Source organism: Limnobacter sp. G6BE5S, assembly GCF_058448965.1.
Genome location: NZ_JBZFLM010000006.1, coordinates 182,928 through 208,371, shown reverse-complemented (window position 1 = coordinate 208,371; position 25,444 = coordinate 182,928). Strand labels below are relative to the sequence as shown.

The window sequence follows — 25,444 nt, the reverse complement described above, 5'->3', positions numbered from 1 at the left end:
TTACTTCAAAAACAGCTTGTACGCCGGGTTCTCCGTTTCATTCACCGCCGGGTAGCCCAATTGTTTTACAAACTTGTCGAACTCGCCGTGGTCCGCAGGCGGCACCTGAATGCCCACCAAAATACGACCATAGTCGGCGCCATGATTGCGGTAGTGAAACAGGCTGATATTCCAGCCTGGGTTCAGGGCGGTTAAAAATTTCGTCAATGCGCCTGGTCGCTCGGGGAATTCAAAGCGATACACCAGTTCATGGTCTGCCGAATTGGACCTTCCGCCCACCATGTGCCGCAAGTGCAGCTTCGCCATTTCATCGTCAGTCAAGTTCAGTGCGTCAAAACCAGATGCGATAAAGCGTTGTTGCAATTCATCTGCTTGCGTGCGACTGCCAATTTGAATGCCGACAAAAATATTGGCCTTGGCCGAATCGGACATGCGGTAGTTGAACTCCGTCACATTGGTGGGGCCAAGCAAATCACAAAACTTTCTGAAGCTGCCGCGTTCCTCTGGCACAGTGATGGCAAAAATTGCCTCGCGTTGCTCACCCACTTCTGCGCGTTCAGCCACAAAACGCAGACGATCAAAATTCATGTTTGCGCCACAGGAAATGGCGATCAGGGTTTGATTCTGTAGACCCATTTCAGCGGCATACTGTTTCAAGCCGGCTACAGCCAGGGCCCCTGCTGGCTCCAGAATGCTGCGTGTGTCCTGAAAAACATCTTTGATTGCAGCGCAGGCTTCATCAGTCGTCACGCGAACAACGCCGTCGACATATTTCTCGCACAGGCGGAAGGTTTCCTCGCCCACCAGCTTGACTGCGGTGCCGTCCGAAAACAGGCCAACCTCTGCCAGCGTCACGCGTTTGCGTTGTTCCAGGCTTTGCGCCATGGCATCGGAGTCCACGGTTTGCACGCCGATGATTTTGATGTCGGGGCGCAACTGCTTTACATAAGCACCCACTCCAGCAGCCAAACCGCCGCCGCCAATCGCAATGAAAATGGCATGAATGGGACCTTGGTGCTGGCGTAAAATTTCCATGCCCACTGTGCCTTGTCCTGCTATCACATCTGGGTCATCAAACGGGTGCACAAAGGTCAAGCCCTTGGCTTGCGCCAATTCGGTAGCATGTCCTGCCGCATCGCTGTAGCTGTCGCCAAACAGCACTACATTCACCCAGTCGCCGCCAAAGCGTTTCACAGCGTCGATTTTCAGGGCTGGGGTGGTGGTGGGCATCACAATGGTGGCCAGGCAGCGCATCTTCGCTGCAGACAATGCAACGCCTTGCGCGTGGTTGCCTGCAGATGCGGCGATCACACCCCGTTCCAGTTGAATAGGGCTTAAATGGGCCATCTTGTTGTAAGCGCCGCGCAGCTTGAAGCTGAATACCTCTTGCATGTCCTCACGCTTTAGCAACACCTCATTGGCAGTGCGAACAGACAAGGAATGTGCACGTTCCAACGGTGTTTCAATGGCCACGTCGTAAACCTTGGCGGTCAGTATGCGTTTTAGATAGTCAAGACCCACAAAGCACCTATTTATTGCAGATTTTTAAGCAAATTTCGAGCTTTTGCCCATGAAGGCTACACTTTACAGCATGAGGGCAATCCCAAAAGCCGGCTTGCGCGTTTGGGTCGCATCTGCAGGTCGCCTTCGGGCATAATTTAGGCTCAGTTTCTCAAGGACAGGTTCAAACCCCCAATGGCATCTACAAAATCATCGAAACCCAAAGCGAAACCTCAAGTCAAAAAATCCCTTGGAAATACCATCCCCGCATTCGTGTTCGGCATGGTGTTTGGGCTTTTGATTGCGCTGGGAGTGGCGTTGTTTGTCAGCAAGTCCCAACTGCCTTTCTCGGGCGCCGAAACGCAAGGGGCTGTGCCCAATGTGTCGCCTGGGCCTGGTAACAGTCCACCTGATCCCAACACTGCCATTTATGGCAAAGCCAATGCCAATCAGGGCAATGTGGTTACCATCGATCCATTTCAGCAGGGCACGGAACCTCAGACCGGTGATGGCACTCCAATTCAACAAATTGAACCTGTGGCTCAGGCCATTTACTTTCTGCAGCTGGGAAGTTTTCGAAATCGAGAAGACGCCGAGCAACTGCGGGCGCAGTTGGCGTTTGTGGGCACAGAATCCGAAATTGCCGTGGGCGAAGTCAACGGCAATGTTGTAAACCGCGTTCGTGTGGGGCCATTCGGCAGTGCGAACGAAGCCTATCAGGCCCGAATCCCCCTTACCAAAGGCGGTTTCGAGGCAACTGTGGTCAAGGAGTAAAGAAAATGAAGCGTCGTGAATTAATTCAAAGTGCAGTTGCATTGGGCGTAGTAAGTGCCTTGGGCGGCTTGTCCCCGGCCTTGGCACAAGATGCGGGCGCATTCCGAAAAGTACGTCGGGAAGTTCCTCGCTCCACCCCCGGCAAAATTGATGTGGTTGAGTTCTTTTGGTACGGCTGCATTCACTGTTACAACTTCGAGCCCAAGGTGAATGCCTGGTACAAAAAGCTGCCCAGCGATGTCGTATTTACCAAAATCCCGATCGTTTATCAAAGTCAGCGTGTCAACTTCCAGGGTCACCAGCGCCTGTATTACACACTAGAGGCCATGGGCAAGCTTGATATGGCCCACAGCAAGGTATTCGAAGCCATGCACAAAGACAAAAAGCAGTTGGCGAATGATGAACAAATTTTCGACTTTGCCGAATCTCTCGGTCTGAAGCGCGAAGAGTTCGCCAACATGTTCAAATCATTCGGTGTGAATGCGAAATGTGCGCAAGCCAAGTCGATTTTTGAAGCTTACGGTGCAGATGGCGTTCCTACCCTTGGGGTTGATGGCAAATTTTTCACCTCCGCATCGATCGCGGGTTCTGAAGACAATGCAATTCGTGTGGCCGAGGCCTTGATCCGACGACAGCGCCAGGCCTGAAAATCAGGGGAAAAGATGAAGGAGGATTCTATGCGCGGTGGTGTTGTCCGGTTTGTTGCTTTTGCATCGCTGTCATTGATCCTGGGGGCTTGCTCCAGCGTTCCTCTGGACAAGCCTGTTTCGTCGCCGCCAGCGAGAACCGTGGCCAAACCCTCGGTGCCTCCGCCGGTGAAACATGAAAACTGGGAGCCAGCTCCACAAGGTGGTGGCTATTATCTGGATGATGGTCCCGGCGATTTGCGTCCGGCAAACCTCGACGACTTGCCCTCTGCCGAACCACAGCTCGAGCCCATCGCAATTCGCAATACCCGGCCTTACACCGTCATGGGCCAGGATTTCACGCCGCAAACTTCTCTCGAAGAGCCTTACAGCCAGAAAGGTCGGGCCAGTTGGTACGGCAAAAAATTTCATGGTGCAAAAACTGCCAACGGTGAAATTTACGACATGCATCAAATGACGGCAGCGCACACCACTTTGCCTTTGCCAAGTTATGCCAAGGTTACCAATCTGGCCAATGGCAAGTCTGTTATTGTTCGGGTCAACGACAGGGGGCCATTTTTACGTGGCCGAATCATCGATCTCAGTTATGCCGCCGCGTATCAGCTGGACTACATCAAGCAAGGTAGCGCTGAAGTACTCGTTGAAAAAATGACTCCCGACGCAATCGCGCAGTACCATGCCGAAAAAAATGGCACAGTGGTGGCCAAGAATGGTGTGCGGGTTGAGCAGGTTGCCATGAGCAATACCTCCGCATTGGTGCCCGTCCATCGAATTCCGCTGTATCTGCAAATTGGTGCCTTCGGCAACAAAAACAACGCGGAAGCCCTGGTGTCTCAAGTGTCTTCCAATCACGAGGTCTTCGGCAAAGCCAGTCAAATTCTTTCCGAAGCGGGCGTTCACCGGGTACTGGTGGGCCCATTCACCAGCATCGATCAGGCCAATGAGGCCGCCATCGAACTCAGTGCCTTCGTTCAGGTTCAGCCGGTCATCAAACAAGACTTGATCTTGCCCTGATTGTCCCCATATCGGGAAATCGACGCGCAAAGCGCAACACCCCAACCAAAGGATAGGCATGGAGCAATATCACGGCACCACCATATTGTCAGTACGCAGAGGTCAGCATGTCGCGCTGGGAGGCGACGGGCAGGTTACTCTGGGTCATATTGTGGTCAAAGGGTCAGCCCGCAAAGTCAGGCGTCTTCACCACAACAAAATTCTTGCAGGCTTCGCTGGCGGTACGGCCGATGCGTTCACCCTGTTCGAGCATTTTGAAGCCCAACTCGAGAAGCACCAGGGCCACCTTTTGCGCGCGGCTGTAGAGCTGGCCAAAGAATGGCGTACCGATCGCATGCTTCGCAGGCTCGAGGCCATGCTGGCCGTGGCCGATGAAAATCATTCCCTGATCATTACCGGCAATGGCGATGTACTGGAGCCCGAGCAAGGTTTGGTGGCAATCGGTAGTGGCGGTGCGTATGCGCATTCCGCGGCAAAGGCTTTGCTCGAAAACACCGAACTGTTACCAGAAGAGATCGTCAAGAAATCGCTGACCATTGCCGGCGAATTGTGTATCTACACCAATCAACATCACACCATTGAAGTGTTGGGTGCCCCCGAAGCATCTGGCAGCAAAGGTTAACGCCATGACTCAACTTACACCCTCAAATATTGTTGAAGAACTCAACAAGAACATTGTTGGCCAGGATGCCGCCAAGCGTGCTGTGGCGGTTGCACTTCGCAACCGCTGGCGTCGCATGCAGGTGCCCATGCCTCTGCGCCAGGAAATTACGCCCAAAAATATTCTTATGATCGGCCCAACTGGCGTGGGTAAAACCGAAATCGCCCGTCGATTGGCCAAGCTGGCCAATGCGCCATTTATCAAGATCGAAGCCACCAAGTTCACCGAGGTCGGCTACGTGGGGCGCGATGTGGACACCATTATTCGTGATTTGATTGAAATCGCTTTGAAGCAGGTGCGCGAAGAAGCCCAACTTGGCGTTATCGAAGAGGCTAAAACTGCTGCCTTCGATCGTGTACTGGATGCTTTGCTACCGCCTGCCCGTGATTTTGGCTTCACCGAGAAAGCGCCAGAGCCCGATGAAAATCGAACCCGCATTCGTTTTCGCGAAAAGCTTTTTGCTGGCGAGCTCGATGACAAGGAAATCGAGATCGAAGTCGCTGCGGCCTCTCCGTCGCTGGATGTGGTCGGTCCTCCCGGCATGGAAGAGCTCACCGGGCAGTTGCAGTCCATGTTCCAGAACATGTCCGGTGGCAAGAAAAAGCTGCGCAAAATGAAAGTGTCCGAGGCGCTCAAGGCAATTCAGGACGAAGAAGCCGCCAAGCGTGTGAACGAAGAGGAAGTTCGAGCCAAAGCGATTTCAAGGGTCGAGCAAGACGGTATTGTGTTTCTTGATGAAATCGACAAAATTGCCACGAAAGCCGATGGGCGCGGCACCGATGTATCCCGGCAGGGGGTTCAACGTGATTTGCTCCCACTGGTCGAGGGCACAACCGTCAACACCAAATACGGCATGATTAAAACAGATCACATTCTGTTTGTGGCCAGCGGCGCTTTCCATTTGTCCCGTCCTTCCGACCTCATTCCTGAGTTACAGGGGCGTTTCCCCATTCGGGTTGAACTGGAATCGCTGACCGTTGAAGATTTCACGCGAATTCTGACCAGCACCGATGCCTGTCTTACCGAGCAGTACAAAGCCTTGCTGGTCACCGATGGTGTCGAGCTGGAATTCACGGACGAAGGGGTGCGCAGGCTGGCGGAAATCGCATTCACGGTGAATGAGAAAACCGAGAACATCGGCGCTCGCCGCTTGTACACCGTCATGGAGCGTCTGCTCGAAGAGGTGGCATTCGAGGCCAATGGTCAGGCCAGGCAGGTCAAAGTCACGGCAGAGTTTGTGGACTCCAGGCTGGGTGAAGCAGCCAAATCCGAGGATCTGGCCCAATTCATCCTCTAGAATCCGTCGATCGGCATTCTTGTCGTCTTTGTCCGGGTAGATTCGCTTTAAAATGCACTTTGTGCCCAGTTTCTACCCGGACAACTCATGACGACCGACATCCTTACCTCTGCAATCAAAGCCAAAGTTCTGTCCGAGGCTCTGCCCTACATTCGCCGTTTTCACGGCAAAACCGTGGTGGTCAAATACGGCGGCAACGCCATGACCGATGTCAATCTGCAAAAATCCTTCGCACACGACGTTGTATTGCTCAAGCTGGTGGGCATCAACCCAATCGTTGTTCACGGCGGCGGCCCACAAATTGACGAGGCATTGCGCCGCATTGGCAAGCAGGGAACCTTCATTCAAGGCATGCGTGTCACCGATGAGGAAACCATGGAAGTGGTTGAATGGGTATTGGGTGGACAGGTACAGCAAGACATCGTCATGATGATCAACGAGCATGGCGGCAAGGCGGTTGGTCTAACCGGCAAGGATGGTGGGCTCATTCAGGCTCGCAAAATGAAACTTGCTGACAAAAGCGAGCCGGGAAAATTCCACGACATCGGCTTTGTGGGCGAAATTGCGTCTATCGATCCGGCCATTGTGAAAGCCCTGCAAGACGATGCCTTCATCCCCGTTATTTCTCCGATTGGTTTTGGTGAAGACGGCATGGCCTACAACATCAACGCAGATCTTGTCGCCGGGAAAATTGCCGAAATCCTGAAGGCTGAAAAACTCATCATGATGACAAACACCCCCGGGGTGTTGGACAAAGATGGCAAGCTGCTCACCGGCCTTACTGCCAAGCGGATTGACGAACTGTTTGAAGATGGCACCATTTCAGGCGGAATGCTGCCCAAGTTGTCTTCCGCGATTGAGGCGGCAAAAAGCGGAGTAAACTCAGTTCACGTGGTAGACGGTCGTGTTCCTCACTGCCTTCTGCTTGAAATTCTGACAGACCAAGGCGTGGGAACCATGATTCGCAGTCACTGAAAAACTCAGCAGGGCAATCCGCGTCAAACGCAGGAGGAAGCATGTCGAACAAAAGAATACCCAATTTATCGGTTACCGATGGATTTGATTTCGTAAAGAAAATCTGGGGAAGTTTGCCGATCCCCAGCGTCATGAATCCGACCACCGATCTCGATGAGCTCGATAAGCGAATCTCCGATCTCAAAGCCGTCGAGCAATGGCTGAATGTCAACCTCAGCATGCTCCGCGCCACCATACAAGGGCTGGAGGTGCAGCGTGGCACCATCGCCACCATCAAGTCTTTCAGTTCAAATCTGGGTTTGGGTGGTGATCGCGCAAGCGACGTCAATCAGGCAGTCAACGAGGAGATTATCCGGAATGCCATGCAGGCCGCGGTGGCACCGCCGCCCGTTCCGCGTGTCGAGCCGGTAGCGCCGAAAACTCCAGCCCCCGAGCCTGCCGCTGCACCGTCTGCAAGCGACGCAGCCGCTCAGGAATCCTCGAAGGCCATGGTGACCAACGCCACAGCCTGGTGGGGTTTACTGCAGGATCAGTTCAACAAGGTGGTGGCCACAGCAGCCATGGCTGGCGCTGGCTCCGAAGCCAGTCCGGACGAGGCTGAGCCCGCCAAAAAGCCCGTTAAACCCAAAGCAAAGCGTGCAGCGACGCCTCGCAAAAAAACAGCAAGTAGCACCCGCCCCGCGCGCACAAGGACCTAGATGTTTCGTTTTGGCCATGCCACACACCCCAACTGGAGAGAAGCACTTGAACTCGTGTTGGTGCAGCTCGAAGGCCAAATGCAACTGGAGCAGTTCGCAAGCGACATCTCCCGACCTCAGAAATTGGGTTTGATTTATGCCACCGAGGCATTTGCCGACAACATGCCGCAAATTCTTCAGGGTTTGCGCCAGCGAACCGGCATCAAGGAATGGGTTGGTGGGCTGGCGCCTGGTGTGTGCAGTAGTGGGGTTGAGTACTATCAGGAACCTGCGTTGGCTGTCATGTTGATGGAATTTCCTGCAGATTCTGCCCGAGTGTTTTCTGGCAAATTGCCTTTGCCAAAGCCGGGTACTGTCACAGCCTCGGGGCGTGATGCAATGTACTCTGCGCTGATCCACATCGATCCGCTGACCGAGGACATCGATGACCTGCTTGATGATTTATCGCTTAAAGTCAGCACGCGTCAAATTTTCGGTGGTTTGGTGTGCGCAGGTGCCGCCAACACCCATATCGCGCTCGAGCCCTTGTCGGGTGGGGTCTCTGGTGTGGTGTTTGCCAGTGGTTTGCCGATCGAAGTCCGCATGACACAAGGTGTCCAAGTGGTCGGTGTCGAGCATGAAATCACCGGGCTGCGCGGTAATTTTGTTGAAGAGCTCGACGGGATGCCCGCGCTCGACGTGCTGCTTGCCGACTTGGGTCTGCAGCCCGATTCAGACGAAGGTGACCCGGCAAGTCAGGCCGCCGAGGTGTTGGCCAAGCGTTTCGCCCATGGCTTGTTTGTGGGTTTAACCGACCGAGCCCTGGCGGAGTCAATCGCACTAAAAGGTCTTACGGCGGGTCGCTCCGAAGCGCATCAGTTGAAAGTTCGCCCGGTAGTTGGCATGGATCCCAATAAAAAGTCCCTTGCTGTGGCAGAAGACTTCAAGCTGGGCGATCGCTTGGCATTTTGTACCCGCGATGAAAATTCTGCGCGGGTTGATCTCACCCGCATGTGTGCTGAATTGCGTGAAGACCTTGATGCACCTGCACCCAAATTAAACGAGCTACAGGCAGCCGGTTTTTCTGGAATCCATTCTCAGCGCAAACCGCGCGGCGCAGTGTACATTGCATGCAATGGACGGGGGGCAGCATTGTTCGGCCTTCAAGGCGTTGAGCAGCAAATCGTGCGTGAACAGTTGGGCGATATTCCCCTCATCGGTTTTTCGGCCAACGGTGAAATTTTCCGCGGTGCGTTGTACGGTTACACCGGTGTGCTGGCTTTGTTTTTCTAAATTTGAATACTGACATGAATATTTTGATACTCGCAGCGGGCAAAGGCACCCGCATGAAGTCCGCCTTGCCCAAGGTGTTGCACCCGGTGGGCGGACAATCCATGCTGGGGCGTGTGGCCAGCACGGCTTTCCAGTTTGACAATCCACATGTGGTGGTGGTGGTTGGGCACGGCGCCGAAGCGGTTCAAAGTCATTTGTCCTCACAGCCCCGCATTCAATTCGCCACTCAGTCAGAACAACTGGGCACGGGCCACGCCGTTCAGTGCGCCAGTTCCGCACTGGTCGACCACGCAGTCACTTTGATTTTGTACGGGGATGTACCCCTTATTCAATTCGAGTCCTTGCAACCTTTGGTTCAGGCTGCGCAGGCCGGGCAATTGGGTTTGATGACATTGAACATGCCCAATCCGCAAGGTTATGGCCGAATTCTTCGCGACATCGAAGGGGCGGTGGTTGGAATTGTTGAGCAAAAAGACGCTACGCCTGCACAACAGGCCATCACAGAGGTCAATACCGGCATTTTTGCCTGTCCCACTGCCCAATTGAAAAGCTGGGTCGGCAAACTAAGCAACAACAATGCGCAGGGCGAGTATTACCTCACCGACATCGTCGCGATGGCGCATGCAGAAGGCCTCTTGGTGCGCACTTGCCAACCAGGGCAAAGCTGGGAAGTGTCAGGTGTTAATTCCCGTGCTCAGCAGGCTGAGCTTGAGCGAATCTGGCAACAGCATCAGGCAGAAAAGCTCATGCTTGAAGGTGTTCAGCTACTCGATCCAGCCCGATTCGATTTGCGCGGCACGTTGCGTTGTGGCACGGATGTGTCCATCGACATCGGCTGTGTATTTCATGGCGAAGTCACTTTGGGCAATGGCGTATCCATCGGCCCCTATTGCATACTCAATAACGTCAACATCGCGGCAGGTACCCGCATCGAGGCTTATTCCCATCTCTCTGATGCAACAGTGGGAGAAAATGCAGTCATCGGCCCCTATGCACGTTTGCGCCCCGGTGCCCGGCTGGGCAACGAAGTACACATCGGCAACTTTGTCGAGGTCAAAAATGCCAGCATTGCCAACCAGTCCAAAGCAAATCATCTCGCCTACATTGGCGATGCGCAAATCGGTGAAAGGGTAAATGTGGGTGCAGGAACCATCACCTGCAATTATGATGGCGCCAACAAACACCTCACCATCATTGAAGATGACGTTTTTATCGGTTCAGACACACAGTTGGTTGCACCCGTTACCGTGAAGAAAGGGGCCACGCTTGGCGCGGGCACCACCCTCACCAAAGACGCACCTGAAAACGCACTCACCGTGTCACGTGCCAAACAAATCACGATCACGGGCTGGAAGCGCCCGGTCAAATCAACCAAAAAATAAAGGAATACCTCACACCATGTGCGGAATCGTCGGCGTACTTTCTAAAACCAACAGCGTGCCAGTGTTGATCGATGGCCTGAAAAAACTTGAATATCGCGGATATGACTCGGCCGGGTTGGCCATTCAGTCGGATACCGATCAATCCATTCACCGCGCACGCAGTGTCGGTCGCGTGGTTGAGCTCGATTCCAGCACCAAAACACTGAGTGCGCGTATGGGCATCGCTCACACCCGTTGGGCCACACATGGTGTGCCCAGCGAGCGCAATGCACACCCTCACATCAGTGAAGGGCAGGGCGTGTCAGTCAGTGTTGTGCACAACGGCATTATTGAAAATCACGAAGAAATTCGAAAGGCGCTCACCGCTGAAGGCTACGTGTTTCAATCCGACACGGATACCGAAGTGATTGCCCACCTTACCCACAAACACTTGGTGCAAGGGCTCGCGTTGCGGGCAGCTGTGCAGGCCACCGTGAAAAAGCTTCAAGGTGCTTTTGCCATTGCGGTGATTTGCAACACTGCGCCACTGACCTTGCTTGCGTCCAAGAAAGGTGCGCCACTGTTGGTTGGGCACGGAGATGGAGAATATTTTCTCGCCTCCGATGCGTCTGCATTGGTGGCCTATACCAAACAAATTACTTATCTCGAAGAAAATGACGTGGTTCAGTTGCAAGCAGCGGGAGTCTCGTTTTTTGACGGCGCAGGCCAACAGGTTGAGCGTTCGATCATCGAGAGTCAGTTGTCTGCCGATGCAGTAGAGCTTGGCCCTTATGCCCACTACATGCAGAAGGAGATTTATGAGCAGCCTGGCGCAATAGCGGCAACGCTGGAAATGGTCAGCAATGCCTCCGCGGTAAAGCCCGAGTTATTCGGCGCTGAGGCAGGCCATATTCTTCCTGGTATTCAGCAAGTACTCATTCTTGCGTGTGGCACCAGCTATCACGCTGCATCGGTTGCACGTTATTGGCTCGAATCGATTGCTGGTCTGCCAACCAACGTTGAAATCGCAAGCGAATATCGCTATCGCACCAGTGTCAGTCTTCCCAATACTTTGGTGATCACCATTTCACAGTCCGGAGAAACAGCCGATACTCTTGCCGCGCTTGAACACGCCAAGTCACAAGGCATGGTGAACGCGCTCTCCATTTGCAATGTTCCAGAATCTGCGCTGATTCGCGCCAGTAATTTGAAATTCCTGACTCGGGCGGGTCCGGAAATCGGTGTGGCGTCAACGAAAGCGTTCACCACGCAGCTTGCGGCGCTCTTTACCTTCACGTTGGTCATGGCCAAATTGCGCGGCAAACTCGATGTTGAGCAGGAAAAAACCCTGTTGACCCAACTGCGTCACTTGCCTTCCGCCATGCAAAACATCTTGGCACTCGAGCCAGAAATCAAGGCTTTGGCGGCCAGTTTTGCAGAAAAGCGCCACGCACTGTTTTTGGGACGTGGTGTGCATTACCCCATTGCCATGGAAGGTGCATTGAAGCTGAAGGAAATCAGCTACATTCACGCCGAGGCTTATGCGGCAGGGGAATTGAAACACGGTCCGCTGGCCTTGGTCGATGCAGACATGCCCGTGGTGGCGGTTGCACCCAAAGACACACTGATCGAAAAGCTGAAATCGAACCTGCAGGAAGTTCGTGCGCGCGGTGGCGAACTTTACATTTTTGCTGATCGTGATACCAAAATCGAGAAAGCCGACGGCGTGCACGTGATCAACCTGCTTGACCACGCCGGGCATTTGTCCCCGATTTTGCACACCTTGCCATTGCAATTGTTGTCCTATCATGTGGCACTGGTAAAAGGCACCGATGTGGACAAGCCCCGCAATCTCGCCAAGTCAGTTACCGTCGAGTAAGCGACTCCGCTTCTTCTGCCTTGAATTTTTTCAAGGCTTTTTCCGAGCCTTGCAGCCTGCTCAGGCCCTCTGCCACCCGGTGAAATAAACCGGGTGCCAATATCAGGGGTGCAATGGTTCTGGGCGCAATAATTTTTCTTTGGCGCTTTTCAATGCCACGGAACATGGCATTAATCACCTGCTCGGGCTCCACTGCGCCAAATGCACCTTTGTGGCCACCCCACAGCACGCCTGCATTCACCTCTTGAATCATGGCGGTGTTGGTAAACGTCGGGTGTACACAGCCCACGTCAATGCCGTCCAGTGCAAGCTCCTGGCGCGCAACATCCGCCAGTGCCTCAACCGCCGCCTTCGATGCAGCGTAATGCCCCATCAGTGGTGTGTGAATTGCAGCAGCCAGGGACGAAATAACCTGTAGGTAACCCTTGGTCTCGCGCAGGTAAGGAATGCCAGCGCGAATGGTGTTGAATGCACCATTTACATTCACCTGCATCACGGCATCAAAATCAGCCGGGTTCATGTGTTCAATCGAACCCATTTTCAAAATACCCGCATTCACAACCACCACATCAATCCGGCCAAAACGTTCCTTGCACTCCGCCATCGCAAGCTCAAGGTCAGCAGGCTTGCACACATTGGCCTGGCAGCCGGCTATTGCCTCGCCGCCCAATGTTTCCACTTGCTCGAACACGGCTTCGGCATTCAAATCCACAATAAAAGCCTTGCCACCCTTGCTGACCACTTTCGCTGCCAGTCCTGCCCCAAGTCCGCGGGCGCCACCTGTAATAAAAACCACCTTGTTCTTCATGTTGTTTTCCGTCAATGTCGTTAAAGTGATTCAATAAAAGAAATGCAATCCGCCGCAAAACGATCAGGTGTTTCTTCCATCGGAATATGGCCCACTTCGCGATACACCTTCAATTCCGAATTTGGGATGTCCCGGTTGAATCGTCCCGCCATCTCGATACTGACCCATCGATCATTCCCTCCCCACACAATCAGCGTTTTGCACTGTATTTCGGAAAGTCGCTCCGAACCCAGTTCACCATCGGTAAACACGCCCACCATCTTGCCCACAGCGCTTCGGTTTGGCTTGTGCATAAACAACTCAAGGTACCTTTCCAGCACTTCTTTTTTCAGTTTGCTTTTGTCGCCATACACATCCCGTACCGCCATTCGCAGCAAAAATGCCGGCACCGTATATCGCGTCAGCCAAGCGATTGGCTTAATCGTGAACAGGGTAATGTAGATTGGTAAAGGTTGCTGGTATCCCACCGCATCCGAAATAATCAATCCACGAACCCGCTCCGGGTGTCTTTGGGCTTGGTCCCAGCTCAAAAATCCACCAAACGAATTGCCGATCATCACGCATTTTTTAATCTGCAACTCGTTTAACACAGCGTCCACAAACTGCTGATAAAAGGCCACATCCATTTTGCGAATGTTTCCTTGTTCATCGAGTGCAGGTCCGGTCAGGCCGAAGGGGGGCAAATCGAAGCGAATGATCCGAAACTGTTTGCTCATGTGCGCGCAAACATCACTCCAAGTGTGCAAGTTCGCCGCAAAGCCATGAATCATGACCACATCGGGGCCGCTGCCCTCAATGCTCACATGCACTTTCATGCCCATGCAATCCAGAAAAATTGATGTGGGCAACGCATGTTTTTCAATCAGTGTTTTCTTGTCTGGGCCAGCCCATCCAAACTCATTCAGTAATCGATTCAAGCAACGTCTCCCTTGGTTTTGTTCCATGACAGTGTAGAAGCCACACACTCTGTTCGAACTTGATTACAATCAATGATGATTGATATTTCCGGACAAACCCCATTTCTCTATGCCAGCTCGCCGAACCGTTGTTAGCGTGAAAATTCTGAGTGAGCTGGGTGTGCGGCTGGGCTCCACCCGCAGCGCGCTCCTCACCGGCTCTTCCATATTGCCAGCCCAGCTTGACGATCCCCACGTTGAAATCGATCCGGATCAGGAATTGCAGGTGATCCACAACCTGGTGCGTCTGCACGGCAAGGTTCCTGGTTTGGGGCTTATGGCAGGTTCTGAGTATCATCTCACGACCTATGGAATATGGGGCTATGCCTTAATCACCAGCCCCACCTTCCGGCAGGCTGTTGAACTTGGCTTGCGTTATCTCGATCTCACTTTCGCGTTCTCAAAAGTTGAGTTGGCTTTGGGCAATGGCCTCGCATCCATGGTCTTGACAGTCGATCATTTGCCGCCCGCGGTGCGTTCATTTGTGGCCGAACGGGACTGCTCTGCGATTCAGGTTTTACAGCGCGAATTATTTGGTGTCAGCCTGCCTTTGCGCGCGGTTGAATTTGCTTTTGCGCCGAATGCGCCCATGGCTCAATACGAAGCCATGTTTGGCTGTATTCCGCAGTTCAACGCAGCGGTCAACAGGGCCACATTTGACGAGCAATGGCTGAATTTGCCGCTGCCCAAAGCCAATGAGCACAGTGCCAGGTTCTGTGAAACCCAATTGGAAAATCTGCTCTCCCGCAGAATGCAAAGGGGGGGAGTCTCCGCGTGGTTGCGCAACAAGTTGCTGGCCGACTTGTCCTCTTCCCCAAGTCTGGCGCAAATTGCCACCGACCACTTCATGACTGAGCGCACTTTGCGCCGGCGATTAACCGATGAGGGCACCAGCTATCGCGATTTGTTGGCAGAAGTTCGTCAAACCATGGCCGAAGAATTACTCGGTTCTACGGGGCTGAGCGTGTCAGAGGTCTCCGCCCGGCTTGGCTATTCCTCTCCATCGGCTTTTATTCACGCTTTCCAGAAATGGCACAGTTGCTCACCGCGCCAATTTTTGGATGCTCGATCGGAGCAAATAAAGCGCGATTAGGCCCGGTATGGCCGCCAGGGTTGAAAACACGAAAAAATCACTCCACCCATAGGCGTCCACTACATAACCTGCAGGGGCTGCCAGGTAAACACGCCCCATGGCGGCAAGCGACGAAAGAAGCGCGTATTGTGTAGCCGAAAACTCCTTGCTGCACAGGCTTGTCAGCAAGCCCACAAAGGCTGCTGTGCCCATTCCCCCGCACAGGTTTTCAACAAATACAGCACCCCCCATCGCCCAAATATTCGGTTCAATTACCGATAAAACCCAAAACGACAAATTGGACACAGCTTGAAAAATACCGAACAACATCAGTGAGCCATACAAGCCCATTCGAGTCATCAAGGCGCCACCAAGAAATGCACCTAACAGGGTAGCGATCAGGCTGACAGTCTTGTTCACCGCGCCCACTTCGGTCAGGGTAAAGCCAAGGCCCTTGAGTAAAAATGCAGTGGTCAGTGATCCAGCAAATGCATCGCCCACCTTGTAAAGCACAATCAGTACCAAAATCCAGATAGCGGCTTCCTTGCTCATGAAGTTGCGCGTTGACTCCTTCACAATTCCAAACAGGTTTCGTTTGCTCTCCCTTCGGGCCAAATCTTCAGCCGTATCAGCTGTCGGGCTTAAAGCCGTAATCACGGCGCAGGCAGCAAGCAGTCCCGCCATCAGCAGGTAGGTGCCAGTCCAGCCCAGGTACTCGCCCGCCAAAATCAGTGCCAATCCGCCAGACACCAACATGGCCACACGATAGCCCGTCACGTAATACGCAGCGCCAAGACCACGTTCCTGGGCGGGCAGCAAGTCAGTCCGATAGGCGTCAATTGCCATGTCCTGGGTCGAGGAGCAAAAGGCAATGGCGACTGCCACCGCAGCGACAGTCCACGCGGAATGGGCATCCACAAATGCCATGGCCGCGATTAATCCGGCGCATGCCAATTGCATCAGCGCGATCCAGCCGCGTCGCTGATCAAAAAAACCGGGTTTCAAATAATCCAGAAAGGGCGACCACAAAAACTTGTACGTGTAAGGAAATCCAACCACCGCATACAAGCCGATGGTTTTGATGTCCACATTTTCGACAGCAAGCCACGCTTGAAGCGTACTTCCCGTCAAGGCAAGGGGCAGACCACTGGAAAAACCAAGAATTAATATACAAATAAGGCGGAAAGGGGGCATGGGGTGTTGACGGTAATTAAAAAAGCATACATAATCCGGGGTTCTCTTTTGGAGAGATGTCCGAGTGGCTAAAGGAGGCAGACTGTAAATCTGTTGGCGTATGCCTACGCTGGTTCGAATCCAGCTCTCTCCACCAAGAATTCAAGCAGTTTAACCGAGTGCGCCCTTGAAAAGGGGTTCACAAGGTGTGCGGGTGTAGCTCAATGGTAGAGCTGAAGCCTTCCAAGCTTAAGACGAGGGTTCGATTCCCTTCACCCGCTCCAGGCTTTAATAGAAAGTTGCTCATGTGGCTCAGTGGTAGAGCACTCCCTTGGTAAGGGAGAGGTCGGCAGTTCGATCCTGCCCATGAGCACCATACCGTTATAACCGCACTCGCATTGTTGGGTGCCCGCACCGAGGTCGTCATGGCAAAAGAAAAGTTTGAGCGTAAGAAGCCACACGTAAACGTTGGAACGATTGGTCACGTGGACCATGGCAAGACAACATTGACGGCGGCGATCACAACAGTATTGGCGCGACTGAGCGGCCATGGTGAAGCCAAGGGCTACGACCAGATCGATGCGGCTCCGGAAGAAAAGGCGCGCGGCATTACGATTAACACAGCCCACGTTGAGTACGAGACAGAAACACGTCACTACGCACACGTGGATTGCCCAGGTCACGCCGACTACGTCAAGAACATGATTACTGGTGCAGCGCAGATGGACGGCGCAATTCTGGTCTGTTCAGCAGCCGACGGCCCCATGCCACAAACGCGTGAGCACATCTTGTTGGCTCGCCAGGTTGGCGTACCTTACATCATCGTGTTCCTGAACAAGTGCGACATGGTGGATGACGAAGAGTTGCTGGAGTTGGTTGAAATGGAAGTGCGCGAGCTACTTTCCAAGTACGACTTCCCAGGCGACGATGTGCCAATCGTAAAGGGTTCAGCCAAGCTGGCCCTGGAAGGTGACACAGGCGATTTGGGCGAAGGCGCAATCAAGCAGTTGGCAGCAGCGCTTGACAACTACATTCCAACACCCGAGCGCGCAATCGACGGCACCTTCCTGATGCCAATCGAAGACGTGTTCTCCATCTCTGGTCGTGGCACTGTAGTAACAGGCCGTATCGAGCGTGGTGTGGTGAAGGTTGGCGAAGAAATTGAAATCGTGGGTATCAAAGACACGGTCAAGACAATTTGCACGGGCGTGGAAATGTTCCGCAAGTTGTTGGATCAGGGTCAGGCGGGCGACAACGTTGGTGTGTTGCTGCGTGGTACCAAGCGTGAAGACGTGGAGCGTGGTCAAGTGTTGGCCAAGCCAGGTTCAATCAAGCCGCACACAGGGTTCAGCGCAGAAATTTACGTGTTGAGCAAAGAAGAGGGTGGTCGTCACACGCCATTCTTTAACAACTACCGTCCACAGTTCTATTTCCGTACAACCGACGTAACGGGCTCAATCAGCCTGCCCGAAGGCAAGGAAATGGTTCTTCCTGGCGACAACGTGTCGATCAATGTTGAATTGATTGCGCCAATCGCGATGGAAGAAGGTCTGCGTTTCGCGATTCGCGAAGGTGGCCGTACGGTAGGTGCTGGCGTAGTTGCCAAAATTACCAAGTAATATTCGAGTTTTTTAGGGCAATAGCTCAATTGGCAGAGCGTCGGTCTCCAAAACCGAAGGTTGTGGGTTCGATTCCCTCTTGCCCTGCCAAATTTGGTAGGATCGTCGCCGCTGAAGCGATTCAGCGGCGGCTTACATTTTGAGAATATGGCACAAAACGACATTCAAACAGTATCTACAGGTCAAGACAAGCTGATGCTTGCGCTTGCGGTTGCATTTGCAATCGGAGGCGCTGTGGCTTTTCAGATTTTGTCAGCAGAAGATTTCTTCATTCGCCTTGGCGTTGTCTTGTTGGGTGTTGTGCTGGCGGTTGGCAGCTTTCTGCTCTCGCAAACCGGTAAGCGGTTTGTGGGTTTCGCCAAAGATTCTGTGAACGAAGCCAAGCGTGTGGTTTGGCCCACCCGAAAAGAAGGTATGCAAATGACCGGTGTGGTCTTTGTGTTTGTGTTGATCATGTCGATCTATCTTCTTCTGGTGGACAAAACACTTGAGTGGGTGTTCTACGATCTGATTTTAGGGTGGACAATATAATGTCAAAACGCTGGTACGTGGTGCACGCTTACTCGGGACTCGAGAAGAGTGTGCAGCGAGCACTGCAGGAGCGCATTGACCGTTCCGAGTTTTCGGACTTGTTTGGCCAAATCCTGGTTCCCTCTGAAGAGGTGGTTGAGATCAAGGGTGGTCAAAAATCAATTTCAGAGCGCCGTTTCTTTCCAGGTTATGTGCTGGTTGAAATGGAAATGACGGACGACTCTTGGCACTTGGTCAAGAACACGCCCAAGGTCACCGGTTTTGTTGGTGGAACGGGTAATCGTCCAACGCCGATTTCTCAAAAAGAAGTCGATAAAATCATGCAGCAGATGCAAGAGGGTGCGGAAAAGCCGCGTCCGAAGGTGTTGTATGAGGTTGGCGAAATGGTTCGAGTCAAAGAGGGCCCCTTCGCGGACTTTAACGGCAACGTTGAAGAAATTAATTATGAGAAAAGCAAGCTTCGTGTGTCGGTGACCATTTTCGGTCGCGCCACACCCGTAGAGCTTGATTTTCATCAGGTCGAAAAAGTTTGATCTGAGCGTAGCAAGTTTTCCCGCCGCCTGTATTTGATTGCTGACAGGGTGCACGGTAATTCAAGCAACAGAGGAGCGGCGATACGCTGCGTTTGAACTCACGGAGAAATTTCAATGGCCAAGAAAATCATTGGCTTTATCAAGCTGCAAGTACCGGCTGGTAAAGCAAACCCATCCCCACCCATCGGTCCAGCACTGGGTCAGCGTGGTCTGAATATCATGGAATTCTGTAAAGCGTTCAATGCCCAAACACAGGGTGTAGAGCCAGGCTTGCCAATTCCAGTGGTAATCACCGCATTCGCAGACAAGTCTTTCACGTTCATCATGAAGACTCCTCCTGCAACCGTGCTGATCAAGAAGGCTGCAAAAATCACGAAAGGTTCGCCACGTCCTCATTTGGACAAAGTGGGCAAGATCACTCGTGAACAAGCAGAAGAAATTGCAAAAACAAAAATGCCTGACCTGACCGCTGCTGACATGGATGCTGCTGTACGCACCATCGCTGGCTCAGCTCGCAGCATGGGCATTGTGGTGGAGGGTCTATAAATGGCTAAGTTGTCTAAACGCACTCAAGCATTGCGCGCGAAAATCGATCGCAATGCCGTATACCCCGTAGAGCAGGCTTTGGGCTTGATCAAGGAAACAGCAACCGCCAAGTTTGACGAGTCAGTTGACGCAGCCATTCAGTTGGGCGTTGATGCACGCAAATCAGACCAGGTTGTCCGCGGTTCAGTTGTTCTTCCTGCCGGCACTGGTAAAACAGTTCGTGTAGCTGTGTTTGCTCAAGGCGCAAAGGCTGAAGAAGCCAAGGCAGCCGGCGCAGACATCGTGGGCATGGATGATCTTGCTGCTGAAGTTAAAGCGGGCAACATGAACTTTGACGTGGTGATTGCATCCCCTGACACCATGCGTATCGTAGGTACTTTGGGTCAAATTTTGGGCCCACGTGGCCTGATGCCAAACCCAAAAGTAGGTACTGTTACTCCTGACGTGGCCACTGCGGTTAAAAACGCCAAGGCTGGTCAAGTGCAGTTCCGTACTGACAAGGCAGGTATCATCCATTGCACAATCGGTCGCGCTTCGTTCGATGTTGAAAAGCTGAAGTCCAATTTGTCCGCCCTGTTGGACGCATTGAACAAATCCAAGCCAGCATCGTCCAAGGGTGTGTACCTGAGAAAGATTGCCGTATCCAGCACCATGGGTGGTGGTGTACGCGTTGACCAAACTTCAGTGTTGGGTCAGTAAGAACTTTGGGCTGTGAATACTGATTAATTGGTATTCACAGGTTGTCAAAGACCGTTGGAAATTGAAGGCTTGTTTTCAAACCTGATTTTTTAAAAAACCATCCAACCTAGATGGCGGTCCCGAGTAAAAGTAATGAATGAATGTTCAAAGCTTGATTTCGGTCGCCTGTTTTAAACAGTGCAATAAGCGCTTCTTTTTGGAGAAAGACCGTGGCATTAAATCGCCAAGAAAAAGCAGCAGTCATTGAAGAGATCACAGGTCAATTGGCCGGTGCTCAAGCAGTGGTTGTTGCTGAATATCGTGGTCTGTCTGTAGAAAGTGTGACGCAGCTCCGCAAGGATGCTCGTGCAGCAGGTGTTTATTTGCGTGTTCTGAAGAACACCTTGGCAAAGCGAGCCATTGCCGGTACAGCCTTTGAAGGCCTGTCCAGCAAAATGGTTGGCCCGCTGATTTACGGTATCAGTACTGATCCTGTAGCAGCAGCCAAAGTGTTGGTTAATTTCGCGAAGACAAACGACAAACTTGTTCTGACCGGCGGTGCGCTGCCCGGTCAGGTGATGGGTGTAGACGGTGTGAAGGCCTTGGCCACCATGCCTAGTCGTGACGAGCTTCTGTCGAAATTGCTGGGCACGATGCAAGCACCTATCGCGACATTCGTACGTACGCTTAACGAAGTACCTACGAAATTTGTTCGCGGTGTTGCTGCCGTTCGTGATCAGAAAGAATCGCAAGCTGCTTAACTTTTTTCAAGATAGCCGAATCAAACTTTTAACTGGAGAATACTCACATGGCCACTAAAGCCGAAATCCTAGATGCCATCGCTGGCATGACCGTACTCGAATTGTCCGAACTGATCAAAGAAATGGAAGAGAAGTTTGGCGTTTCTGCTGCCGCTGCTGCTGTTGCCGTAGCCGCTGCTCCTGCTGCTGGCGCTGCTGCTGCTGAAGAAAAGACAGAATTCGACGTAATTCTGACTGCTGCTGGCGAAAGCAAAGTTAACGTAATTAAGGTTGTTCGCGCACTGACAGGTCTTGGCCTGAAAGAAGCGAAAGACCTGGTTGACGGCGCACCGAAAGCTGTTAAAGAAGGCGTTTCCAAAGCTGAAGCTGACGACGTCAAGAAGCAACTTGAAGAAGCTGGTGCAAAAGTCGACGTTAAGTAACGTCGGTTTTTGAAATGCCCGGGGGTTTTTGCCTCCGGGCTTTTTGCGCTTGAAAAAGCGATTACAAACTAGAGTGTGTTAAGCCATGTGTAGAACACATGCATATCGCTTAATCCGCTCGACATCAGGACAGAAAATATGTCTTACTCTGCCACCGAGAAAAAACGCATACGCAAAAGCTTTGCGAAACGGCCTCCAGTTTTGGATGTACCGTATCTTCTCACCACTCAACTTGACTCTTACACTGACTTTCTTCAATTGGGTGTTTCCGTTGAAAAACGTGTGGAACAAGGGTTACAGGCAGCATTCCAGTCTGTATTTCCAATTGTTTCGCACAACGGTTACGCTCGCTTGGAGTTTGTGCAGTACGCACTGGGCGAACCCGCATTTGACGTCAAAGAATGTCAACAGCGTGGTCTGACCTTCTGCTCGCCACTGCGCGCTCGTGTGCGCTTGGTGCTTTTGGATCGTGAGGCCAGCAAGCCCACTGTGAAAGAAGTAAAAGAGCAGGAAGTGTATATGGGCGAATTGCCGCTCATGACACAAAACGGTTCTTTCGTGATTAACGGTACCGAGCGCGTGATCGTGTCTCAGTTGCACCGTTCCCCGGGCGTGTTCTTTGAGCACGATCGTGGCAAAACCCACAGTTCCGGCAAATTGCTGTTCTCGGCGCGAATTATTCCTTATCGCGGTTCATGGCTCGATTTCGAATTTGATCCGAAAGACGTGCTCTATTTCCGTGTCGACCGTCGTCGCAAGATGCCTGTCACGATTCTGCTCAAAGCCATTGGCATGAACAACGAGCAGATTCTCTCCTCCTTCTTTGACTTCGATCAGTTTGAAATCAAATCCGAAGGCGCGTCGATGGAGTTGATCACCTCCCGTTTGAAGGGTGAAGTGGCCAAGTTCGACATCGTTGACAAAGCTGGCAAGGCGCTGGTTCAGAAAGACAAGCGTATCAATGCCAAACACATTCGCGACATTGAAGCGGCTGGCCTGAAGAAAATTTCTGTGCCGGAAGATTTCCTGATTGGTCGCACTTTGGCCAAGAATATTGTTGATGGCAGTACTGGTGAAGTTGTTGCATCTGCCAACGACGAAATCACTGAAGAAATCATGGGCAAAATCCGTGACGCAGGTGTGAAAGTGGTCGAGACCATTTTCACCAACGAACTGGATCACGGTGCTTACATTTCGCAAACACTGCGCACTGATGAAACAGCGGATCAAACTGCTGCACGCGTCGCTATTTATCGCATGATGCGCCCAGGCGAGCCGCCCACAGAAGAAGCCGTTGAAATGTTGTTCAACCGTTTGTTCTACAGCGAAGACTCTTACGATTTGTCGCGCGTTGGTCGCATGAAGTTCAACCGTCGCGTGGGCCGTCCAGAAGTGGAAGGCGCCATGGTGCTGCAAGACAGTGACATCCTGGCTGTAATCAAGATTCTGGTTGATCTGCGTAACGGCAATGGCGAAATCGACGACATTGATCACTTGGGTAACCGCCGTGTTCGCTGTGTTGGTGAATTGGCTGAAAACCAGTTCCGTGCCGGTTTGGTGCGCGTTGAGCGAGCAGTGAAAGAGCGTCTGGGTCAGGCTGAAGCCGAAAACCTGATGCCGCACGACTTGATCAACTCCAAGCCAATTTCTGCTGCAATCAAAGAATTCTTTGGTTCCTCTCAGCTGTCGCAGTTTATGGACCAAACCAACCCGTTGTCCGAAATCACGCACAAGCGTCGTGTTTCAGCTTTGGGCCCAGGTGGTTTGACCCGTGAACGCGCTGGTTTTGAAGTTCGTGACGTACACACCACCCACTATGGCCGTGTGTGCCCGATCGAAACGCCGGAAGGTCCAAACATCGGTTTGATCAACTCCATGGCCATGTTTGCTCGTTTGAACGAGTACGGTTTCCTGGAAACACCTTACCGCAAGGTTGAAGGTGGCGTGGTATCCGATGAAATCGTGTACCTGTCAGCCATTGAAGAAGGGCGCTTCGTAATCGCTCAGGCCAACGCGGAAATCGACGAGAAGAAGCGTTTGGTCGGCGACCTGGTTTCTTGTCGGGTTGCAGGCGAATTTGAATTGATGGATCCATCCGGCGTTGAGCTGATGGACGTTGCACCAGGGCAAATCGTGTCTGTTGCTGCATCACTCATTCCGTTCCTGGAGCACGACGATGCGAACCGCGCCTTGATGGGTGCCAACATGCAGCGTCAGGCTGTTCCATGTCTGCGTCCTGAAAAGCCGTTTGCAGGTACAGGCATCGAGCGCACTGTGGCCGTCGATTCGGGCACAGTAATCGTGGCCGACCACGGTGGTGTGGTCGACTATGTGGATGCAAACCGTATCGTGATTCGTGTGAACGACAACGAAGTCGAATCTGGCTCAGTGGGTGTAGATATTTACAACCTGACCAAGTACACACGATCAAACCAAAACACCAATATCAACCAGCGTCCGATCGTCAACAAGGGCGATATCATCGCCAAGGGTGATGTTATCGCTGACGGCGCGTCGACTGACCTTGGCGAGTTGGCCTTGGGTCAAAACATGCTGGTGGCGTTCATGCCCTGGAACGGTTACAACTTCGAAGATTCAATCTTGATCTCCGAGCGCGTGGTTGCCGAAGACCGCTATACATCGATTCACATCGAAGAGCTGTCAGTGGTTGCACGTGACACCAAGTTGGGTTCCGAAGAAATTACACGTGACATTTCCAACCTGTCCGAAGCCCAATTGTCTCGCCTCGATGAGTCAGGCATTGTGTACATTGGCGCAGAAGTTCAGGCTGGCGACGTGATGGTCGGTAAGGTAACGCCAAAAGGCGAAACCCAGCTGACCCCGGAAGAAAAATTGCTGCGTGCCATTTTCGGTGAAAAAGCCTCTGACGTGAAAGACACGTCCCTGCGCGTGCCTTCCGGCATGACAGGTACCGTGATCGACGTTCAGGTCTTCACACGTGAAGGCATTGTGCGCGACAAGCGTGCCCAATCCATCATTGACGACGAATTGAAGCGCTATCGCCTCGATTTGAACGATCAAATGCGTATCGTTGAGGCGGATGCGTTCAGCCGTATCGAACGTTTCCTGATCGGCAAGGTTGCCAACGGTGGCCCAGCCAAGCTGGCCAAGGGCAGCAAAATTTCAGCGGAATACCTGAAAGAAGTGGATCACCATCACTGGTTCGATATTCGCCTTGCGGAAGAAGAAGCCGCAGGTCAGCTCGAAACACTGAAAAAGTCCATTGAAGACAAGCGTCATCAGTTCGATTTGGCTTTTGAAGAGAAGCGCAAGAAATTGACACAAGGTGACGAATTGCCACCAGGCGTTTTGAAAATGGTCAAGGTTTACCTGGCAGTCAAGCGTCGCTTGCAGCCCGGTGACAAAATGGCAGGCCGTCACGGTAACAAGGGTGTGGTCTCCAAGATCGTTCCCGTGGAAGACTTGCCGCACATGGCCGATGGCCGTCCCGTGGACATCGTGTTGAACCCCTTGGGTGTGCCTTCACGTATGAACGTGGGTCAAATTCTGGAAACTCACTTGGGCTGGGCAGCGAAAGGCATTGGTGATCGCATCAATGAAATGCTGCGTGAACAAAATGCCGTGGCACGCCTGCGTGAATATCTGCACAAGGTGTACAACGGCACTGGCACCACAGTTGATCTTGATTCCCTAACCGATATTGAAATTATCAATATGGGCAAGAATCTGACCAAGGGTATGCCATTCGCCACACCAGTATTTGACGGTGCGAACGAAGAAGACATTCTGGAAATGCTTCGTTTGGCTTACCCCGACGAAGATCCACGCATGCAAGCATTGGGCTTTAACGAGTCCAAGACCCAAGTGACCTTGTACGACGGCCGCACTGGTGATGCCTTCGACCGCAAGGTGACTGTTGGTTACAAGCACGTGCTGAAATTGCACCACTTGGTCGACGACAAGATGCACGCCCGTTCAACCGGACCTTACTCGCTGGTTACACAGCAGCCATTGGGCGGTAAAGCCCAGTTTGGTGGTCAGCGTTTCGGTGAGATGGAAGTGTGGGCTTTGGAAGCATATGGCGCATCGTACGTTCTGCAGGAAATGCTGACTGTGAAGTCAGACGACGTGAATGGTCGTACGAAGGTGTATGAGAATTTGGTCAAAGGTGATCACACGATCGATGCCGGTATGCCGGAATCTTTCAACGTACTCGTGAAAGAAATCCGCTCACTCGGTATTGATATTGATCTGGACCGTAATTGATCGGTCGCGACGGAGGTAT

General features: G+C 52.5%; 23 protein-coding genes and 4 tRNA genes. 23 read left to right on the top strand and 4 right to left on the bottom strand.

What is annotated here, in order from left to right:
- A complete protein-coding gene (gene ilvA, locus ACVL1J_RS12515) occupies positions 1-1,521 on the bottom strand; it encodes a threonine ammonia-lyase, biosynthetic (protein WP_341237819.1) in 1,521 nt (506 codons plus the stop codon).
- Positions 1,522-1,695: 174 nt separating this feature from the next.
- Here ilvA and ACVL1J_RS12510 point away from each other — a divergent pair, with 174 nt between their 5' ends.
- The 10 genes from ACVL1J_RS12510 to glmS all read left to right on the top strand — a co-directional run bounded on the left by ACVL1J_RS12510 (position 1,696) and on the right by glmS (position 12,078).
- Positions 1,696-2,274 carry an SPOR domain-containing protein gene (locus tag ACVL1J_RS12510; protein ID WP_491665358.1) on the top strand — a complete coding sequence of 193 codons (579 nt, stop codon included), beginning with the start codon at positions 1,696-1,698 and terminating at the stop codon, positions 2,272-2,274.
- Positions 2,275-2,279: 5 nt separating this feature from the next.
- The gene (locus ACVL1J_RS12505) at positions 2,280-2,921 is read left to right on the top strand and encodes a thiol:disulfide interchange protein DsbA/DsbL (protein ID WP_394673079.1); all 642 of its coding nucleotides are present in this window, start codon (positions 2,280-2,282) and stop codon (positions 2,919-2,921) included.
- Between the two features lie 15 nt (positions 2,922-2,936).
- Positions 2,937-3,935: a septal ring lytic transglycosylase RlpA family protein gene (locus tag ACVL1J_RS12500; protein WP_341237817.1), complete on the top strand. Its 999-nt coding sequence runs from the start codon at positions 2,937-2,939 to the stop codon at positions 3,933-3,935.
- Between the two features lie 58 nt (positions 3,936-3,993).
- Positions 3,994-4,557 (top strand): ATP-dependent protease subunit HslV, encoded by a 564-nt coding sequence (gene hslV / locus ACVL1J_RS12495; protein ID WP_159569051.1) that lies wholly within the window; start codon positions 3,994-3,996, stop codon positions 4,555-4,557.
- A 4-nt stretch (positions 4,558-4,561) separates the two neighbouring features.
- Positions 4,562-5,893, top strand: coding sequence for an ATP-dependent protease ATPase subunit HslU (hslU, locus tag ACVL1J_RS12490; RefSeq protein ID WP_159569050.1), 1,332 nt, complete (start codon positions 4,562-4,564; stop codon positions 5,891-5,893).
- A gap of 87 nt (positions 5,894-5,980) precedes the next feature.
- Positions 5,981-6,868, top strand: coding sequence for an acetylglutamate kinase (gene argB / locus ACVL1J_RS12485; RefSeq protein ID WP_341237816.1), 888 nt, complete (start codon positions 5,981-5,983; stop codon positions 6,866-6,868).
- Between the two features lie 41 nt (positions 6,869-6,909).
- A complete protein-coding gene (locus tag ACVL1J_RS12480) occupies positions 6,910-7,566 on the top strand; it encodes a PhaM family polyhydroxyalkanoate granule multifunctional regulatory protein (protein ID WP_159569048.1) in 657 nt (218 codons plus the stop codon).
- Positions 7,567-8,838 (top strand): FIST signal transduction protein, encoded by a 1,272-nt coding sequence (locus ACVL1J_RS12475; protein WP_159569047.1) that lies wholly within the window; start codon positions 7,567-7,569, stop codon positions 8,836-8,838.
- 14 nt (positions 8,839-8,852) lie between these two features.
- On the top strand, positions 8,853-10,220 hold the full coding sequence (gene glmU, locus ACVL1J_RS12470) for a bifunctional UDP-N-acetylglucosamine diphosphorylase/glucosamine-1-phosphate N-acetyltransferase GlmU (RefSeq protein ID WP_341237814.1): 1,368 nt from the start codon (positions 8,853-8,855) through the stop codon (positions 10,218-10,220).
- A 16-nt stretch (positions 10,221-10,236) separates the two neighbouring features.
- Entirely contained in the window at positions 10,237-12,078 is a 1,842-nt protein-coding gene (gene glmS, locus ACVL1J_RS12465) for a glutamine--fructose-6-phosphate transaminase (isomerizing) (protein ID WP_341237813.1), read from the top strand.
- On the opposite strand, the gene ACVL1J_RS12460 is transcribed toward glmS, so the two are convergent.
- Together ACVL1J_RS12460 and ACVL1J_RS12455 are read right to left on the bottom strand one after the other, a co-directional pair.
- Positions 12,065-12,886 carry an SDR family NAD(P)-dependent oxidoreductase gene (locus tag ACVL1J_RS12460; RefSeq protein WP_341237812.1) on the bottom strand — a complete coding sequence of 274 codons (822 nt, stop codon included), beginning with the start codon at positions 12,884-12,886 and terminating at the stop codon, positions 12,065-12,067. The two genes, glmS and ACVL1J_RS12460, sit on opposite strands and share 14 nt — an antisense overlap.
- A 20-nt stretch (positions 12,887-12,906) precedes the next feature.
- The gene (locus ACVL1J_RS12455) at positions 12,907-13,803 is read right to left on the bottom strand and encodes an alpha/beta fold hydrolase (protein ID WP_341237811.1); all 897 of its coding nucleotides are present in this window, start codon (positions 13,801-13,803) and stop codon (positions 12,907-12,909) included.
- A gap of 109 nt (positions 13,804-13,912) precedes the next feature.
- Between ACVL1J_RS12455 and ACVL1J_RS12450 the strand changes: the two genes are divergently transcribed.
- Positions 13,913-14,935 (top strand): AraC family transcriptional regulator, encoded by a 1,023-nt coding sequence (locus tag ACVL1J_RS12450; protein WP_491665357.1) that lies wholly within the window; start codon positions 13,913-13,915, stop codon positions 14,933-14,935.
- On the opposite strand, the gene ACVL1J_RS12445 is transcribed toward ACVL1J_RS12450, so the two are convergent.
- Complete coding sequence (locus ACVL1J_RS12445; protein WP_341237809.1) at positions 14,885-16,108, bottom strand: AmpG family muropeptide MFS transporter; 1,224 nt, start codon at positions 16,106-16,108, stop codon at positions 14,885-14,887. The genes ACVL1J_RS12450 and ACVL1J_RS12445 overlap by 51 nt on opposite strands.
- A gap of 50 nt (positions 16,109-16,158) precedes the next feature.
- On the opposite strand from ACVL1J_RS12445, the gene ACVL1J_RS12440 reads away from it, so the two are divergent.
- The 12 genes from ACVL1J_RS12440 (at position 16,159) to rpoB (ending at position 25,425) form a co-directional block, all read left to right on the top strand.
- Positions 16,159-16,244: transfer RNA gene (locus tag ACVL1J_RS12440), tRNA-Tyr, on the top strand.
- A 53-nt stretch (positions 16,245-16,297) separates the two neighbouring features.
- A tRNA-Gly gene (locus ACVL1J_RS12435) sits at positions 16,298-16,371 on the top strand.
- A 17-nt stretch (positions 16,372-16,388) separates the two neighbouring features.
- A tRNA-Thr gene (locus tag ACVL1J_RS12430) sits at positions 16,389-16,463 on the top strand.
- Positions 16,464-16,512: 49 nt separating this feature from the next.
- Complete coding sequence (tuf, locus tag ACVL1J_RS12425) at positions 16,513-17,706, top strand: elongation factor Tu (protein WP_159569032.1); 1,194 nt, start codon at positions 16,513-16,515, stop codon at positions 17,704-17,706.
- A 14-nt stretch (positions 17,707-17,720) separates the two neighbouring features.
- Positions 17,721-17,796: transfer RNA gene (locus tag ACVL1J_RS12420), tRNA-Trp, on the top strand.
- A 57-nt stretch (positions 17,797-17,853) separates the two neighbouring features.
- Positions 17,854-18,237, top strand: a complete 384-nt coding sequence (secE, locus tag ACVL1J_RS12415; protein ID WP_159569040.1) for a preprotein translocase subunit SecE — start codon at positions 17,854-17,856, stop codon at positions 18,235-18,237.
- Positions 18,237-18,770 (top strand): transcription termination/antitermination protein NusG, encoded by a 534-nt coding sequence (gene nusG, locus ACVL1J_RS12410; RefSeq protein WP_008248014.1) that lies wholly within the window; start codon positions 18,237-18,239, stop codon positions 18,768-18,770. Before secE ends, nusG begins: the two co-directional genes overlap by 1 nt.
- Positions 18,771-18,884: 114 nt before the next feature.
- On the top strand, positions 18,885-19,316 hold the full coding sequence (gene rplK, locus ACVL1J_RS12405; RefSeq protein ID WP_159569039.1) for a 50S ribosomal protein L11: 432 nt from the start codon (positions 18,885-18,887) through the stop codon (positions 19,314-19,316).
- A complete protein-coding gene (gene rplA / locus ACVL1J_RS12400; protein ID WP_159569038.1) occupies positions 19,317-20,015 on the top strand; it encodes a 50S ribosomal protein L1 in 699 nt (232 codons plus the stop codon). It abuts the gene before it with no gap.
- Positions 20,016-20,224: 209 nt separating this feature from the next.
- Positions 20,225-20,755 carry a 50S ribosomal protein L10 gene (gene rplJ, locus ACVL1J_RS12395; RefSeq protein ID WP_159569037.1) on the top strand — a complete coding sequence of 177 codons (531 nt, stop codon included), beginning with the start codon at positions 20,225-20,227 and terminating at the stop codon, positions 20,753-20,755.
- 47 nt (positions 20,756-20,802) lie between these two features.
- Positions 20,803-21,177 (top strand): 50S ribosomal protein L7/L12, encoded by a 375-nt coding sequence (gene rplL, locus ACVL1J_RS12390; protein WP_159569036.1) that lies wholly within the window; start codon positions 20,803-20,805, stop codon positions 21,175-21,177.
- A gap of 138 nt (positions 21,178-21,315) precedes the next feature.
- Complete coding sequence (gene rpoB / locus ACVL1J_RS12385; RefSeq protein ID WP_341237960.1) at positions 21,316-25,425, top strand: DNA-directed RNA polymerase subunit beta; 4,110 nt, start codon at positions 21,316-21,318, stop codon at positions 25,423-25,425.
- Positions 25,426-25,444: the final 19 nt, after the last annotated feature.

Excerpts from the sequence above, each read along its gene's own strand:
- ACVL1J_RS12445 (WP_341237809.1), bottom strand. The coding sequence starts at position 16,108 with ATGCCCCCTTTCCGCCTTATTTGTATATTAATTCTTGGTTTTTCCAGT.
- argB (WP_341237816.1), top strand. The coding sequence starts at position 5,981 with ATGACGACCGACATCCTTACCTCTGCAATCAAAGCCAAAGTTCTGTCC.
- glmU (WP_341237814.1), top strand. The coding sequence starts at position 8,853 with ATGAATATTTTGATACTCGCAGCGGGCAAAGGCACCCGCATGAAGTCC.
- secE (WP_159569040.1), top strand. The coding sequence starts at position 17,854 with ATGGCACAAAACGACATTCAAACAGTATCTACAGGTCAAGACAAGCTG.
- rplL (WP_159569036.1), top strand. The coding sequence starts at position 20,803 with ATGGCCACTAAAGCCGAAATCCTAGATGCCATCGCTGGCATGACCGTA.
- rplA (WP_159569038.1), top strand. The coding sequence starts at position 19,317 with ATGGCTAAGTTGTCTAAACGCACTCAAGCATTGCGCGCGAAAATCGAT.
- ACVL1J_RS12460 (WP_341237812.1), bottom strand. The coding sequence starts at position 12,886 with ATGAAGAACAAGGTGGTTTTTATTACAGGTGGCGCCCGCGGACTTGGG.
- ACVL1J_RS12475 (WP_159569047.1), top strand. The coding sequence starts at position 7,567 with ATGTTTCGTTTTGGCCATGCCACACACCCCAACTGGAGAGAAGCACTT.
- rplK (WP_159569039.1), top strand. The coding sequence starts at position 18,885 with ATGGCCAAGAAAATCATTGGCTTTATCAAGCTGCAAGTACCGGCTGGT.
- ACVL1J_RS12500 (WP_341237817.1), top strand. The coding sequence starts at position 2,937 with ATGAAGGAGGATTCTATGCGCGGTGGTGTTGTCCGGTTTGTTGCTTTT.
- tuf (WP_159569032.1), top strand. The coding sequence starts at position 16,513 with ATGGCAAAAGAAAAGTTTGAGCGTAAGAAGCCACACGTAAACGTTGGA.
- rpoB (WP_341237960.1), top strand. The coding sequence starts at position 21,316 with ATGTCTTACTCTGCCACCGAGAAAAAACGCATACGCAAAAGCTTTGCG.
- ACVL1J_RS12480 (WP_159569048.1), top strand. The coding sequence starts at position 6,910 with ATGTCGAACAAAAGAATACCCAATTTATCGGTTACCGATGGATTTGAT.
- hslU (WP_159569050.1), top strand. The coding sequence starts at position 4,562 with ATGACTCAACTTACACCCTCAAATATTGTTGAAGAACTCAACAAGAAC.
- glmS (WP_341237813.1), top strand. The coding sequence starts at position 10,237 with ATGTGCGGAATCGTCGGCGTACTTTCTAAAACCAACAGCGTGCCAGTG.
- ACVL1J_RS12510 (WP_491665358.1), top strand. The coding sequence starts at position 1,696 with ATGGCATCTACAAAATCATCGAAACCCAAAGCGAAACCTCAAGTCAAA.
- hslV (WP_159569051.1), top strand. The coding sequence starts at position 3,994 with ATGGAGCAATATCACGGCACCACCATATTGTCAGTACGCAGAGGTCAG.
- ACVL1J_RS12505 (WP_394673079.1), top strand. The coding sequence starts at position 2,280 with ATGAAGCGTCGTGAATTAATTCAAAGTGCAGTTGCATTGGGCGTAGTA.
- nusG (WP_008248014.1), top strand. The coding sequence starts at position 18,237 with ATGTCAAAACGCTGGTACGTGGTGCACGCTTACTCGGGACTCGAGAAG.
- ACVL1J_RS12450 (WP_491665357.1), top strand. The coding sequence starts at position 13,913 with ATGCCAGCTCGCCGAACCGTTGTTAGCGTGAAAATTCTGAGTGAGCTG.